Source organism: Actinorugispora endophytica (assembly GCF_004363075.1).
GTDB classification, from domain to species: domain Bacteria; phylum Actinomycetota; class Actinomycetes; order Streptosporangiales; family Streptosporangiaceae; genus Actinorugispora; species Actinorugispora endophytica.
This window is the reverse complement of the sequence record NZ_SNYN01000013.1, coordinates 100,023-114,042: the sequence shown is the minus strand read 5'-3', so window position 1 is coordinate 114,042 and position 14,020 is coordinate 100,023. Positions and strand designations below refer to the sequence as shown.

At 70.9% G+C, this 14,020-nt stretch carries 14 protein-coding genes; 5 read left to right on the top strand and 9 right to left on the bottom strand.

Translation table 11 applies throughout. The features are described from left to right. Positions 1-384: 384 nt before the first annotated feature. Both EV190_RS23735 and EV190_RS15890 read right to left on the bottom strand, forming a co-directional pair. Entirely contained in the window at positions 385-672 is a 288-nt protein-coding gene (locus EV190_RS23735; RefSeq protein WP_208113193.1) for a hypothetical protein, read from the bottom strand. Between the two features lie 319 nt (positions 673-991). Then, positions 992-2,641: a recombinase family protein gene (locus tag EV190_RS15890; protein WP_133742352.1), complete on the bottom strand. Its 1,650-nt coding sequence runs from the start codon at positions 2,639-2,641 to the stop codon at positions 992-994. Between the two features lie 84 nt (positions 2,642-2,725). Here EV190_RS15890 and EV190_RS15885 point away from each other — a divergent pair, with 84 nt between their 5' ends. Further along, positions 2,726-3,580, top strand: coding sequence for an aldo/keto reductase (locus tag EV190_RS15885; protein ID WP_133742351.1), 855 nt, complete (start codon positions 2,726-2,728; stop codon positions 3,578-3,580). Positions 3,581-3,752: 172 nt separating this feature from the next. Here the strand turns inward: EV190_RS15885 and EV190_RS15880 are convergent, their stop codons facing one another. Both EV190_RS15880 and EV190_RS15875 read right to left on the bottom strand, forming a co-directional pair. Continuing rightward, a complete protein-coding gene (locus tag EV190_RS15880) occupies positions 3,753-4,331 on the bottom strand; it encodes a DapH/DapD/GlmU-related protein (RefSeq protein ID WP_133742350.1) in 579 nt (192 codons plus the stop codon). Positions 4,332-4,614: 283 nt separating this feature from the next. Continuing rightward, positions 4,615-5,796 (bottom strand): glycoside hydrolase family 64 protein, encoded by a 1,182-nt coding sequence (locus tag EV190_RS15875; RefSeq protein ID WP_133742349.1) that lies wholly within the window; start codon positions 5,794-5,796, stop codon positions 4,615-4,617. Between the two features lie 294 nt (positions 5,797-6,090). On the opposite strand from EV190_RS15875, the gene EV190_RS15870 reads away from it, so the two are divergent. Next, positions 6,091-6,828 (top strand): trimeric intracellular cation channel family protein, encoded by a 738-nt coding sequence (locus tag EV190_RS15870; RefSeq protein ID WP_133742348.1) that lies wholly within the window; start codon positions 6,091-6,093, stop codon positions 6,826-6,828. Positions 6,829-6,846: 18 nt separating this feature from the next. Here the strand turns inward: EV190_RS15870 and EV190_RS15865 are convergent, their stop codons facing one another. Both EV190_RS15865 and EV190_RS15855 read right to left on the bottom strand, forming a co-directional pair. After that, a complete protein-coding gene (locus tag EV190_RS15865; RefSeq protein ID WP_166655470.1) occupies positions 6,847-7,917 on the bottom strand; it encodes an enoyl-CoA hydratase/isomerase family protein in 1,071 nt (356 codons plus the stop codon). Positions 7,918-8,267: 350 nt separating this feature from the next. Continuing rightward, complete coding sequence (locus EV190_RS15855) at positions 8,268-8,654, bottom strand: winged helix-turn-helix transcriptional regulator (protein ID WP_133742346.1); 387 nt, start codon at positions 8,652-8,654, stop codon at positions 8,268-8,270. A 106-nt stretch (positions 8,655-8,760) separates the two neighbouring features. On the opposite strand from EV190_RS15855, the gene EV190_RS15850 reads away from it, so the two are divergent. Then, positions 8,761-9,594: an enoyl-CoA hydratase/isomerase family protein gene (locus EV190_RS15850; protein WP_133742345.1), complete on the top strand. Its 834-nt coding sequence runs from the start codon at positions 8,761-8,763 to the stop codon at positions 9,592-9,594. 456 nt (positions 9,595-10,050) lie between these two features. On the opposite strand, the gene EV190_RS15840 is transcribed toward EV190_RS15850, so the two are convergent. Further along, positions 10,051-10,950, bottom strand: coding sequence for a LysR family transcriptional regulator (locus EV190_RS15840; RefSeq protein WP_133742344.1), 900 nt, complete (start codon positions 10,948-10,950; stop codon positions 10,051-10,053). An 85-nt stretch (positions 10,951-11,035) separates the two neighbouring features. On the opposite strand from EV190_RS15840, the gene EV190_RS15835 reads away from it, so the two are divergent. Next, positions 11,036-11,974, top strand: a complete 939-nt coding sequence (locus tag EV190_RS15835; RefSeq protein WP_133742343.1) for a serine/threonine dehydratase — start codon at positions 11,036-11,038, stop codon at positions 11,972-11,974. 66 nt (positions 11,975-12,040) lie between these two features. On the opposite strand, the gene EV190_RS15830 is transcribed toward EV190_RS15835, so the two are convergent. Beyond that, positions 12,041-12,880, bottom strand: coding sequence for a glycosyltransferase (locus EV190_RS15830; RefSeq protein ID WP_133742342.1), 840 nt, complete (start codon positions 12,878-12,880; stop codon positions 12,041-12,043). A 346-nt stretch (positions 12,881-13,226) separates the two neighbouring features. Here EV190_RS15830 and EV190_RS15825 point away from each other — a divergent pair, with 346 nt between their 5' ends. Then, complete coding sequence (locus EV190_RS15825; protein WP_133742341.1) at positions 13,227-13,547, top strand: hypothetical protein; 321 nt, start codon at positions 13,227-13,229, stop codon at positions 13,545-13,547. Between the two features lie 82 nt (positions 13,548-13,629). On the opposite strand, the gene EV190_RS15820 is transcribed toward EV190_RS15825, so the two are convergent. Beyond that, positions 13,630-13,989: a DUF952 domain-containing protein gene (locus EV190_RS15820; protein ID WP_133742340.1), complete on the bottom strand. Its 360-nt coding sequence runs from the start codon at positions 13,987-13,989 to the stop codon at positions 13,630-13,632. Positions 13,990-14,020 lie beyond the last annotated feature (31 nt).

The following is a 14,020-nucleotide window of genomic DNA, read 5'->3' as shown; positions in this document are numbered from 1 at the left end:
ATCTGGCACAACTGGTTGACCGGCGCCCCGGTCAAGCGGTCGTTGATCGCTTACGACCACTGACCAGCACACATTTTCCCATCAACGATCTAGGGCTTGCACCTGTCGGCTCCCTCCGGGGCCGCACTGTCGTTGAGCACTGCGACTGTGGCGGCCGGTAGGCCGCCCCTTGCTGCCTTTCTCTGCGCCGTTGTCCCTCCCTAGGGGGCGCTGCCGCGCCTCTACTTGCCCTCGCCTTGAAGCAGGCTGCTTCCTTCAGCCGACCCCGACAGAGGCTCGACCGCACTTGGACCAAATAGACAAGAGAGGACGCAAGCGTTCCCGCAGTTCGGATGCTGTTTGGGTACACGCCAGGCGTGCTCTGGCTACACGGACAGCGTGTACTTACCGGTCCTGGTGGAGACGGCAGGGAACTGGCGCACCCTTGCCCTTCTGGAACAGGTGGGGAGGGAGCACGAGGCAAGCGGCCCCGGAGCGGGGCGACACAAGGTCCAGCTCCTTGGCGCGTGCCACCGCGTTGCGGGTGCTCTGCTCGGACAGTGGCTTACCTTCCTTGCCCAGCAGTGCGGCCAACCGGCCGGGGGCGAAGCCCGCGTGTCCGTGCCGGTCTGCCCATCCGATGGCGGCGAAGTGGACGCGGTAGGCGAGCTGGTGCGCAGGGTTCTGCGCCATGCGCCGGTACTCGTGCTGGGAGACACCGCCCCACGGGCGGTCATGGCCGAAGCTGATAGCCACCGGATGTGGCTCCTTCCTGTGAGACGCACACGCGTGCGCCAGTCCCCCGCCGGATGGCGGGACATGTGCCTCCCTTTCTTCGCGGGGATGGACCGTGCACGGACGGCGCGGTCTCTCTTCACAGGTGGACGCCCAAGCCTTCGGGCCTGGACTCGGTCTCGTGCGGTCGGGAGCGACGGCGGCGACCTGCCGGGCATTTTACAAACGCACAGAAGGCCCCGACCACAGGACCCTCCTCGTCACCTGCAGTTGTCGGTCAGCCTTCGCTGTGGACCGCCGCCATGTTGCGCAGACGCTGCTTGAAGTCCATCGGGATCAGAACCTGAACCCTCCCGACCGGGTGTTGCCACATCCCCTCATGGCCATCGGGAGCCATGAGCTGCGCGGCGGCCATCCCGGGAATCGGCTCGGCATGGATGACTGCCTTGACCCCTGCGGCGCGTAGCTCCCTGCCCTTTTCGTGCTGGGTCGACAACGTGCTCCACCGTTCCCGGTAGGTCTCTCCTGTCGGGATCTCCTCCCAGGTGTCCGGGCGCGTGGGCTGCGCGATGAGCTGTTCACGTCGCGCGTCCAACCGCTTGTACGCCTCCCGGTACTCCTGCTTGCCCAGCTCACTGGAGTAGAGGCCCGCCTCGCGGTCCTCCCTCAGGTCCGACAGGGCGCGGTTCACTTCCTCGATGTCGCGCGTGTAGTCCACGCCCGGCCGGAAGACCTTCCGGACGATCTCGACGTCCCCGGCAGCAAGGAGGAACGCCTTTTCCACGGCGTCCTCCAGCGTGTGCGCCGCGATGCCCTTGCTTCCGGTCGGACACGGCTTGTGCGTGGTACGGGAGGCGCAGCGGTAGTAGGGCCAGTTACGGCCAGGGCCGAGATATGCCGGCTCCCCACATGTGCAGAACGCGACCCGGAGCAAGGGCGACCCACCCTTGCGGTTGCCGTTGCGCTTGCTGGTGTTCTCGTCCAGCTTCTTGTTGGCCAGCTCCCACTCCTCGTGCGTGATCAGCGGCTCCGCGCGCTGGAGGGGCTGGCCGTCAGTGTCCCGGACGACCCGGCGTCGTGTCGTCTTCTTCCCGTCGACCATCACCTCCTCGGATGCCTCCATCTGCCCCAGGATGCAGCGGGAGCGTACGACCTTGGCCGTGTTCGCGGCGGTCCAGCGGCTGCCCTTCGGGGTCTTGCCGCTGCGGATCATCTGAGCGTCGAGTGACGTCGGGGTCTTCGACACGTCCTCGTTGAGCCACTGCGCGATGCTGTTCGCCGACTCGCCCGCGATGAGACGGCGGACGATCTCACGGAGTGTCCCGGCCGTGTCGGTCCCGTAGTCGTCAGGGACGAGCTTCCACCCCTCGCCGGTCTCCTGCTTCTCCTGGCGGTAGCCGTACGGAGTGCGGCCGCCACGCCAGCGACCCTCCTTCACCAGGTGGTTGTACGAGGACTTGGCCCGCGCCTTGATGGCTTCGAGCTCCCCTTCCGCGAAGGACGCGATCAGGCTCAGGAGGAGCTTCCCCATCTGCGTGTTGAGGTTGATCCCGTCCTCGACGGTCGCGACCTCCTTGCCGTTCTTCTCGCACCACTCCAGGAGGGTGTGCACGTGCAGCACGCGCCGCGAGAGGCGGTCGATCTTCAGCGCGCAGAGGATGTCGTACTCATCGGCGCGCGACTCCTCCATCGCGATCCGGTGCTCGATCGCGCTGACCTCCTTTCCGATCGTCGAAGGCAACCACTTGCCGAACTCTGGGCGCTTCCACGGCTCTACCCCGCCGGACACGTCGATGTCCTCGACCCATCCCACGACGACGTGCCCCTCCTGATCGGCCCATCGCTGGATGGACCGACGCTGACGCTCCGGCGATGTGGTCTCGTCCGACATCCTCGACAGACGAACCACACCCAGAACTTTCGCCATGCTCGTTCTCCCTCTCCCCTGTGGCACGCATCGTGCACAATGGGTGACGGTATGTGGTTCGGATCATGGCGTCAAAATTGACCTTTGGGCACGGCCAATGTCTACGGGTGGGGCGAGAACAAGGGCCGCACGGAATCGATCATCGGCGACTGGTTCGCGAAAGGCGGCGGCCGGCGCGAGAAGGCGGTCCTCGCCACCAAGGTGTACGGGAACATGGGCGCGGACGGCGAACCGTGGCCCAACCAGGACAAGCTGTCCGCGCTCAACATCCGCCGGGCCGTCGACGCCTCGCTGAAGCGGCTGCGGACCGACTACATCGACCTCTACCAGTTCCACCACATCGACCGGGACACCCCGTTCGAGGAGATCTGGCAGGCGGTCGACGTCCTGGTCCAGCAGGGCAAGATCCTCTACGCCGGGTCCTCCAACTTCCCCGGCTACAAGATCGCCCAGGCCAACGAGATCGCGGCCCGGCGCGGCGGCACCATCGGGCTGGTCAGCGAGCAGTGCCTGTACAACCTGGCCGAGCGCCGCGCCGAGATGGAGGTCGTCCCGGCCGCGCGGGACTACGGGCTCGGCGTCATCCCGTGGTCGCCGCTGCACGGCGGCCTGCTGGGCGGTGTGCTGAAGAAGCAGGCGGAGGGCGGTCGCCGCGCCTCCGGGCGCGCCGCCGACACGCTCAACGACCCCGACGCCCGTGCGCGGGTCCAGTCCTATGAGGACCTGCTCGACAAGCACGGCCTGGAGCCCGGCGAGGTGGCCCTGGCGTGGCTGCTCACCCGCCCCGGCGTCACCGGCCCGATCGTCGGCCCCCGCACACAGGAGCAGCTGGAATCGGCGCTGCGCGCCCTGGAGCTGGAGCTGAGCGAGGAGCTGCTGACGTCTCTGGACGAGATCTTCCCGGGTCCCGGGCCCTCCCCGGAGGCCTTCGCCTGGTGACCTCTCGAACGGGCGGCCTCGCGTGGTGGCCGCCGCGGCCCCGGTCGGCACCCGGAGGGGATCCGGCGGCCACCACCGACCGGGGCACGGGTGAGCCGGTCGAAGAAGCCGACGCCCCGCTCGTGCCACGCCGAGGCGTCCGTCGTGTTCGAGGCCGGCTGGGGGCGCGCGATCACCAGCGCCGGCGCACGGTGCCCTTGGGCCCTGCCACCAGGCTCGTGGCCGGCACGTCGTCGGCCACGACCGTCCCGGCGGCGACAACGGCGTCACGGCCGATGCTGACGCCGGGCAGGATCGTCGCGCCGGCGCCGATCCACACGTTCTCCGCCACATCGATGGGCGCCCCGGTGAGGAACCGGCGCCGCTCGTCAGGGTCCACCGGGTGGCCGATCGTGATGAACGTGGCTTTCGGGCCGACCATCACGCCCTCGCCCAACCGGATGCCGGCGTAGTCGAGGAACGTGCAGCCCTGATTGACGAAGACACGCTCCGCCAGGTCCAGGCGGAGGCCGTGGTCCGTGTAGAAGGGCGGGTAGATCGTCACCCCCGCCGGGAGGGGGCGGCCGAGGATCCGCTCGAGCAGTGCGGCCTTACCCGCCTCGTCGTCGAACGGGAGGGCGTTGAGACGAGACGTCAGCTCCGTGGCCCGCAGCACCCTCTCGCTCATCGCCTTGAACTCGCCGCCCAGGACGCGCTCACCCCTGGCCAGGAGCTCCGGATCGTGGATCGGCATGAAGCGGTCGTGAGTCATTCGACGATTGTCGCGCAGCCTCCGCCGGGGCCGCGGATCCGTGATCCACGTTCCGGTCCCCTTCCGACGGGTCCGCGGCGATGGTGGCGGTGGCCTCCGGGCGTCCGCTCCGGCTCCGGCGGTCGCGAGACGCGACCTGGACCGCTGACGCGGGATCCCGGTCCTGTGGAATCCGGCGGCCCGGTCGGGAGGTCCTCCCCGGTCCCGGGGACCCCCCGACCGGGCCGCGTGACATCCGCGAGGCGGCGGCGCGAACCGGCCGGCGGACTTCGGACGCGGGACGTCAGAACGGGGTGAGGGTCACCGCGAACGAGGTGGGCGCGTGGTCCTGGATGTAGGAGGCGAAGTCGCCCACGTCGTCGAACGCGAAGCCGTAGGCCCTCCCGTCCTCGGTGTTCTCGTGCAGCGCCCGGGAGTAGGCGTTGGTGACCGGGTGGCGGTAGAACGCCGCCGGGTCGCTCGTGGGCTGGTCGGCCGCGTCCAGCAGGGTGGAGCGGTTGAAGGCGGCGCCCAGGATCGCGGCGACCGGGCCGGTGAGGCCGTCGTTGGGCGCGGCCAGCGCGCCGTCGCAGAAGAACACGTCGCGGGTGGAGGGCCGGGCGACGGGCGCCACTCCCCCGTCGAAGGCGAGCCGTCCCGAACCGTCGACGCGTCCGGTGAACGTGCCCGCGTTCGTGGTGACCCGGAGGTCGGCGGCCGTGTAGCGCTCCCACACCTGGTCGACGTAGGAGTCGTAGAAGGTTTCGGAGAACAGGCCGCCGTCGATGCCGTGCCCCGGGGCGATCACGCGGAGGCGGTCGCCGACTACGAGCGGGGAGTAGTCGGGGTCCGCCTCGACGGCGTCGAACACGGCGGCGCGGCCGCCCTCCTTCAGCGCGCCGGTGGCCTGCTCCCGCTCTCCGGTGAGCCGGATGGCCAGCGGGACGCTGAACTGGTCCACCATGCTGGTGTTGCAGTACATGCCCGAGTCGTCGTGGGTGAACTCCACCGAGTCGTGCAGGACCTCGTAGTTGGGGTCCGAGGGCACCCATCCGGCCGGGTACTGCAGGGCGGACCGCCCGGCGCCGTCGACCACCGCCTTGAAGCGGAGCCTGGCGTCCAGGGCGAAGTAGATGCGCCCCGACATGAAGGGCAGCGACAGCTCGGTGCCGCCGTCGCCGAGCGGTATGGAGTAGTCGGTGAACCCGTCGTCGACGTTGTCGGCCTCCCGGACCGGCACCAGCGTGCCGTCAGGCGCGACCCGGGCCTGCTCGCCCGTGCTCGGGTCGGTGCCGACGATGTAGACGCGCACCGCGCTGTCGGGACGGCCGCTGTTGTTGGTGATCGTGACGGGGAGCGCTCCCGGCGACGTGGTGGCGCTCGCCAGGTCCGCCCGGACCGGTCGGGCGCATCCCGCGGCTCCCAGCAGCGGCACTCCTACAGCGGCCAGTGACAGCCCGCCGAGGAGACTTCTTCGATCGATCATCGTTGTGGTCCTCACATCGGGGTCGGAGAACGGGGACCAATCTGGTCCCCGCGCCGAAACCCGTCAACAGTGGGCGCGGCACGCGCGGCGCTCCTCCGGCGTCCTCACTGGTGACGAACCCGTTGTGTGACCCAAGTCTCATCACGCTCCGAGTGAGGGAAGTCACGAAAGCGGATATACGGGCGCCTACACCCCAGGTCGTCATGGAAGTCCGAAAAGCCCGGACTCCGGTCACTCACCGCGCACGGGCGCGGCCGGTTCTGTGCCGCGCCGAAGGTGGCTTAACGTACCTGCGTGTCTCCCACCACGCTCATCCTCATCCTCGACCTCGCCGGGGTCTTCGCGTTCGCCGTGGACGGCGCGCTGGTCGGCGTGCGCACCTCCCGGATCGACCTGGTCGGGGTGACCCTGCTGAGCGTGTCCACCGGGCTGGGCGGCGGCATCGTCCGGGACCTGCTCCTGGGCACCACCCCGGCCACCTTCCAGGACTGGCGGTACGTGGTCACGGCCCTGGCCGGAGCGCTGCTGGTGTTCTTCCTCAACCGCCAGCTGGAGCGGATCAGCGGCATCATCTCCTTCCTGGACTCCGCCGCTCTGACCCTGTTCTGCGTGGCGGGCGCGGCCAAGACGCTGGAGCTGGGCTTCGGGCCGCTGCAGGCGGTCCTGCTGGGCGCGATCACCGGCGTGGGCGGCGGGATAATCCGCGACGTGCTGATCAACCGGATCCCGGCCGCGATCTCCCGGGACAGCACGATGTACTCGGTTCCCGCCCTGACCGGGGCGTTCGTTCTGGTCGTCGGGTCCCAGGCGGGCCTGCCCGAGTCGTTCTCGGCGGCCGCGGGCGCGGTGGCGTGCTTCACCCTCCGCCTGGCGGGGCTGCGCTACCACTGGCGCGTTCCAGGACCGCTGGGAGCCGGGGAGGACCCGCCGCCCGGGCCTCCGGACCTTCAGGAGGGCTTCGGCACCACCACCGCGGCGCCGGACCACTCCACGCCGGGGAGGGAGCCGCGGCTCCCTCCCGCGGACCGCTGACGGGGGTCCGCGGCCCGCTCACTGGGGGCGCGGCGCGGCCAGGCCCAGCTCGGGGCCGCGCGGGGCGAAGAACGCCTCGACCTCCTCCGCGGTGACGTCGGCGAGCGCGGACGGCGACCACTTTGGGGCGCGGTCCTTGTCGATGACGGCCGCGCGCACCCCCTCGAGGAAGTCGGGGGTCTCCAGGAGGGCCCGCGTGATCCGGTACTCGCGGTTGAGGCAGTCCTCCAGGTCCGCCAGCGCCCGGGCCTCGTTCAACGCGCGCAGGGTCACGGCCAGCGATGTCGGCGACTTGGCCTCGATCTCCTCCGCGGCCCTCCTGGCCGCCGCCTCCGGACGCGTGCGCAGGCGCTCCAGGACCTCGGCCACCGTGGACGCGTCGTAGCAGTCGTCGATCCAGGGACGGGCCTCCTCCAGGACGCCCCCGGCGGGCTCCCCCGAGGCGACGGCCGCCTCGGCCGCCGCGGACGCCGGGTCCGCGCCTCCGGCGATGGCCTCGGCGAGCCCCGGCAGCCGGTCGCCGGTCACGTAGTGGTCGGCCAGGCCGCACAGCAGCGCGTCGGCCGCGCCCAGGCGCGCGGCGGTCAGGGCGGCGTGCGCGCCGAGCAGACCGGGGGTGCGCGAGAGCAGGTAGGTGCCGCCCACGTCGGGCAGGAAGCCGATGTCGGTCTCGGGCATCCCCACCCGGGAGCGCTCGGTGACCACGCGGACGGCGGTGTGCGCGGAGAGCCCCACTCCCCCGCCCATGACGATGCCGTCCATGAACGCCACCACCGGTTTGGTGTAGCGCCGGAGACGGGCGTTGAGGTGGTACTCCTCGCGCAGGAACTCCTCGGCGAGGCCGTCGCGCGCCCTGGCCGAGGCGTGGAGGGCGCGGATGTCGGCACCCGCGCACAGCCCGCGCTCGCCCGCGCCCTCGACGAGGACGGCGCGCACGGCGTCGTCGTGCTCCCACACCGCGAGCGCGGCGGCGATGTCCCGGATCATCCCCGTGGTCAGGGCGTTGATGGCGCGCGGCCGGTTCAGGGTGACGCGACCGAGGCCGCCCTCGACCACGCACCGGACCTCGACGGCGTTGTCGGTGCTCACAGGAAGGCTCCCCTCGGCGTACGGGATACTCCGAGCCGTACCCCGCCCCAGCAGAGTACGCGCAGCGGCGCCCTCGCCCCGAAGCCGGGCCGCCGACGGAAGACCCGGCCGGGCAGCGGAACGGTCTTCGACCCGGCGTTTCGTCGCGACCACCGGCGTCACGCCGCTGCGGTACCAGCAGGAGCTCCGGCTCGAACGCGCCGAGCACCTCATCGGCCAGGGGCGACGGTGGAGTCCGCGGCCCGCGCGATGGGTTCCGCCGACGCCCGGATGCTGCGCCGCCTGCGCTCACGCGGCTGAGAAGCCGTCTCCCAACCGGACGCGATCGGCTGATTCCCGCTGGTCAGGCGTCAGTCCCTGCTGTCGTACGCCCGCTGGCAGCTCTCGATCTCTTTGCTGTGCTCGACGGTCCAGTCGTAGAGATGCCCGAATGGCTCGCGCAGGGACTCGCCCAGCGGTGTGAGGGAGTATTCGACACCGACTGGTGAGGTCGGCAGCACTCTGCGCTGAATCATGCCGTTCCGCTCGAGGCGGCGCAGTGTCTGGGTGAGGACGCGCTGCGTCACACCCTCCAGGCCGCGCTTCAGCTCGTTGAACCGGGTGGGCCGCTCCAGCAGCGCCATGACCATCATCGACCACTTGTCCGCGATCTGGTCGAGGATCGGCCGGCTGGGGCAGTCCGCCCGGAAAACGGTACGTGCCCCGGCGTCGGCTCCGCGCGGGTCGGTGTCCTTCATGTGCCTTGGTTCTCCCGAAGTGCGTTCTTGACGATCCGCGCGGCACCGCCGACGGTAGGTATGCATCGCAAACTTACATGCCTTTTGACAACCCAGGAGGACCTTCATGACGAACGATGCCTACTCCACCCTGCGCGTGAGCAGGGAACACGGCGTCGCACGGATCATCCTCGACAATCCCCCGGTGAACGTGATCGACGCGACGATGATGCGCGAGCTCCGCACCGTGCTGACCACGCTCGCGGACGATTCATCGGTCCGGGTGATCGTCTTCTCGAGCGCCGACCCGGAGTTCTTCCTCGCTCACGTGGACATGCGCATCGGGGAGAGGATGGACGTCCTCCAGGAGCTCGCCGCGTCGGCGCCGGCGGACGTCAACGTGTTCCAGGCGGTCGGCGAGCTCATCCGCCACCAGCCCCAGGTGACCATCGTCGAGCTCGCCGGGAAGGCCCGCGGGGGCGGGGCGGAGTTCGTGGCCGCAGCGGACATGGCATTCGCCGCCGCCGAGACCGCCGGACTCGGTCAGATCGAAGCACTCATGGGCATCGTCCCCGGCGGAGGCGGAACGCAGTACCTCCGGGACCGCGTGGGCCGCAACCGCGCGCTGGAGGTGGTCCTCACCGCCGACCTGTTCGACGCCGAGACCGCGGCGTCCTACGGCTGGGTCAACCGGGCCGTGCCCGCCGACGAGCTCAAAGGGTACGTCGACCGTGTCGCTCGCAACATCGCCGCGCTGCCCGACGGTGTCATCGAAGCAGCCAAGCGCTCGCTGCCCGCCGATGACTTCAGGGAAGGACTCCTGCGTGAGAACGACGCCTGGGCTGCTACGTTCAGTCTTCCGGCCGCTCAGCGGCTGATCAGCGGGGGCCTGCGGGACGGGGCGCAGACACCGGCCGGCGAACGCGGTCTCGAGGGGCTGATGCGCGGCGTCGCGCGCTGACTGCCGGACGCCCGCCCGCACGCCGATGCCCCGGCCGGAAACGCGCCGGGGCATCGGCGGTTCAGGCGCCGCCCCGGCATACTGGGCCAGGCAGACCGACGGCGGCTCCGGTCGGGCGGAACAGTTCCATCAACTGCTTGGGGCCGATGTTGCGCAATGCCTTCACCACCTGGGCATCTGCGAGGTGGCGCTGCACCAGTCCGCTGAAGTCAGCTCGTTGCTGTCGAGTTTCGGCACTTCGAAGCATGAACTTTCTGCCTTTTCAGGTCCCGAAACGGGCAGAAAGCCCACGACCGTCAACAAAACCACCGGTGCCCGAATCCACCCCCGCGCCGGAGCTTCCCTAGTGCGGTGGCCGGGACCGTTCGCCGGGTTCGTGGCGCCGGGCAGGGGTGGACCTGCCCCTGCTCCGACACGTCGTCCGCCTGAGCCGGGTGAACGCTCGTGGCCACCGCACTAGGCGGCCACGGCCGAGGCGCGCAGGGTGGCGACCATCTCGGGGGCCGGATCGCGCGGGCGGCGGCGGTGCACCAGGTAGATCTCCCTGGCCATGTCGGTTCCGCGCAGCCGGTGCGAGGTCCAGCCCTGCTCGGGGGCCGAGCGCAGGATCGTCGACGGGACCAGGCCCACGCCCACGCCCGCGCGGATCAGCGCGAGGGTGACCTCGTAGTCGCGGGTCTCGTACGCCACGTTCAGGCTCACCCCGGCCTCGGCGGCGGCGCTCTCCAGCGCGATCCGGTTGTGGATGCCCGGCGCGCCGCAGATCCACTCCTGGTCGGCCAGGTCGCCGAGGCTCAGCCCGGACGCCCCGGCGGCCGGGTGCCCCGTCGGCAGGACCAGCATCAGCGGGTCGGTGAGCAGCGGTTCGCGGTGCAGCCCCCCGGCGGGCGGCAGCGCCACCCCGGGGTAGCGGTGCGTGATCAGCAGGTCGAGGTCGCCGGAGGTGACCGGTCCGTACCCGTCGGGCGGCTCCACGTCGCTCAACGCCAGGCGCACGTGCGGGTGCGCCCGCCGGAAGGCCGCCAGGGCGCGCGGGACCAGGGTCTTGCCCGCGCTGGCGAACGCCCCCAGTGTGAGGGCGGGCGGGTGCTCCCCCAGTGTCGCGCGCACCGCCTGCTCCGCGTCGCGCAGCTCTCCCAGGACCCGTTCGCCGTGCTCCACCAGCACCCGGCCGGCCTCGGTGAGCCGCGCCCCGCCCCGGCCCCGCTCCACCAGCACGCAGCCCAGCTCCCGCTCCAACTTGGTGAGCTGCTGGGACAGGGCCGGCGGGGTGAACGACATGCGCTCGGCCGCCGCGGCGATGGACCCCGCGCGCGCCACCTCCACCAGGACCCGCAACCGGTTGGCGTCGAGCATGGGCCGCCCCTAGAATTAAGCTTTACTTAATGAACCTTAGAAATCCCAACTTTAACTTAATGATCACTACGGGCAGAGTAGAGCCATGACACCGAGCACGACAGTCCCGACACCCGTTCCCACGGCCATCGACGTGCGAGCCGCGGCCGAGCGCATCGCGCCGTACGCCCGCCGCACCCCGATGCTGCGGACCCGGCTCGACGGACGTCCTCTGCTGCTCAAACTGGAGCACCTCCAGACCACCGGCGCGTTCAAGCTGCGCGGGGCGCTCAACGCGCTGCTCGCGCACGACGTGCCCGGGCACGTCGTCACCGCCTCGGGCGGCAACCACGGCCTGGGCGTGGCGACCGCCGCGCGCGTGCTGGGGGTGCGGGCCACCGTGTACGTGCCCGAGACCGTCCCCGAGGCGAAGGCCCGGCGGTTGGCGGCGTCCGGAGCCGAGATCGTGCGCGTGGGCACGCACTACGCGGTGGCCGCCGAGGCCGCGCTGCGGCGGGCCGAACTCGAGGGGGCGCGCTACGTGCACGCCTACGACGACCCCGACGTGGTCGCCGGGCAGGGCACCCTGGGCTACGAGATCGTCGCCGACGCCCCCGAGTGCGACTCCGTGGCGGTGGCCGTGGGCGGGGGCGGACTGGCGGCCGGGGTGAGCCTGGCCATCGGCGACGGACGCACCACGGCCGCGGTGGAGCCCGAGGGCTGCCAGAGCATGCACGCCGCCCTCGCCGCGGGCGGACCGGTGAACTCGCCCGTGGATTCGGTGGCCGCCTCCGCGCTGGGGGCCTCCCGGCTCGGCGACGTGCCCTTCGCGGTGCTGAGCCGGGGCCGGATCGCCCCGGTCCTGGTGTCCGACACCGAGATCCTGGCCGCACGCGACCTGCTGTGGGAGGAGTTCCGGATCGCCGCCGAACCCGCCGCGGCCGCCCCGATGGCCGCCTGGCTGGCCGGACGCGTCCCCGGCGACCTTCCGTGCGTGGTCATCTGCGGTGCCAACGCCGACTGGCGCCCCGCCGAACAGGGCTGACCATCGGGCGCGGCGCGGGCCGCCCGGGGGTCACCGCCCGGCCCGCGCCGCGCCCCGCCTCCGTGGTCAGGGGATGGGCCGGGCCTCCGAGGCGCGGGAGAACAGCCGGCGGATCGAGAGGGTGCCCTCGTAGGGCTGGTACGCCCGCAGCATCAGCGTGACCGACGGGAACAGCAGCACCAGCCCGAGCGCCTTGACCGCCCGGGCGCCGACCGCGGCCCGCCGCTGGCCGTGCATCGAGTAGGTGTGGTGCCAGGTCCGCAGGTAGTGGTGGAGTTCCCGGAGGGAGCCCGCGATGCGCCGCGCCGACACCGGCGCCCTCAGGTTCTCCTCGTAGCGCACTCGGCGGCCCAGCCGGTGCAGGTGGATGGCGAGGTCGAGGTCCTCGAAGATGTCCGGACCCGGGCACGCGTGGTCGCGGACCTCCCGCCAGCAGTCCCGGGTCAGCGCCATGTTCGAGCCCCACAGCATCGGGTGGCCCGCGAGCATCCGGTTGACCTGGTGGCAGAAGAGGCGCTGTCCGGCCAGCCCGGTCCGGCGCAGCGGCGCGTCGTAGAACCAGGAGGGGCCGGTCACCGCCGACACGGTCGGGTCCGCGAAGGCCGAGCGCAGCCGGAGCACCCAGTCCGGTTCGACCACCGTGTCGGCGTCGATGCGGCCCAGGACGTCCCCGGTCGCCTCGTCGAAACCGCGGTTGCGCGCGGGGACCAGCCCCTGCCGGGTCTCCCGGACCACCCGGACGCCGCGCCGGCGGTACCGCTCCGCGATCTCGAGGGTCCGGTCGGTGGAGTTGTTGTCCACGACCAGGATCTCGTCGGCCGGCGAGGTCTGGTTCAGTAGTGCCTCCAGGCAGCGCCCGATCACGGCCTCCTCGTTGAAGGCCGGGATTACCACTGAAATCTTCATGTGCGTTCCTCATCGTCCAGGACGTTTGGGGGTATCGCGATCGCCGGACCGGCGGCCCGGACCGCGGCGGCCGGACCCGCCCGCTGTCCCCGCCCGACTGGACTCTCCTCGCCTGTTCTCCTGTTCTCCTCCTGAGAACACGAGATGTCTACCCGACGCTCTCGAACGAGGTTTGGCCTCCAGGTGAAGACTTCGCTCGCGGGGCAATCGAACCCACTGCGCCTCCGCCACCGCAAGTGGGTAAGGTCCCTTTCGTCCTTTCGGGTTTTCCCCAAGAAAACGCATATCCGGCCCCTGAGCCGCGCCGACGCGTGACAGCCGGGGGACTCCCGGTGATGATGAGCACATGAGCGACAAGAGCCGTGAGGACTGGCTGCGACCGAGGCTTGAGACACTGAACCGCGCTTCGGGACTGGTCCCCGCGCAGGCCCGCGCCGTCGACCTCGTCGCGCGGACGTACGCCGAGGCGGAGATGGAGACCCCTGGAGAGCGGGACACGGCCGCCGCCGCGGCCCGGACCTCCATCGCGACCGAGATCGCGTCCCGCTGGCCGGGGACCCCGTACGTCATCCGGCAGGGGGCCGTCGAGGACTACCCGGAGCTGGGCCTGGGGCCGGCGAAGGACGCGCTGCTCGTGTTCGGTGTCGTGTACCGGGCGGACGACTGACACCGGCCGCGGATCGGACCTCCGCCGGCCTCGTCGGCGCGGTGCCCCGGACGGCGGGCGCGGATCCGCCACCGGGCCCGCCTCACCCCCTGGGCACCAGCGCGGTGTAGCACCCCTGGTCGTCGCACTCCAGGTCCAGCAGCGCGACGACGGCCGAACGCTCGATGGGGCCGTACACGTGCCGGAAGGTCACGCCCTCGGAGAACCCGGGTGGCGTGGGGACGGCTTTCTCGTCCCGGACCTCCGAACTGAGCCCGGCCTCGTCGATCACCAGGGCCACCACCGGGCTGGGCGGGTCCCGGAAGAAGGCGTTGGCGACCCGCAGGGTCATCTTCTCGTCGGCGGCGCCGTGCACGAAGCCGTCCCGCTCCAGCGAGGCGGGTGTGTAGGGGCGCTCGGGGTCGGACTTCCACTTTTCGATCGGTACCAAGTGATAGATCACCGGACATTTCTACCGCGAAATTCGGTCGTTC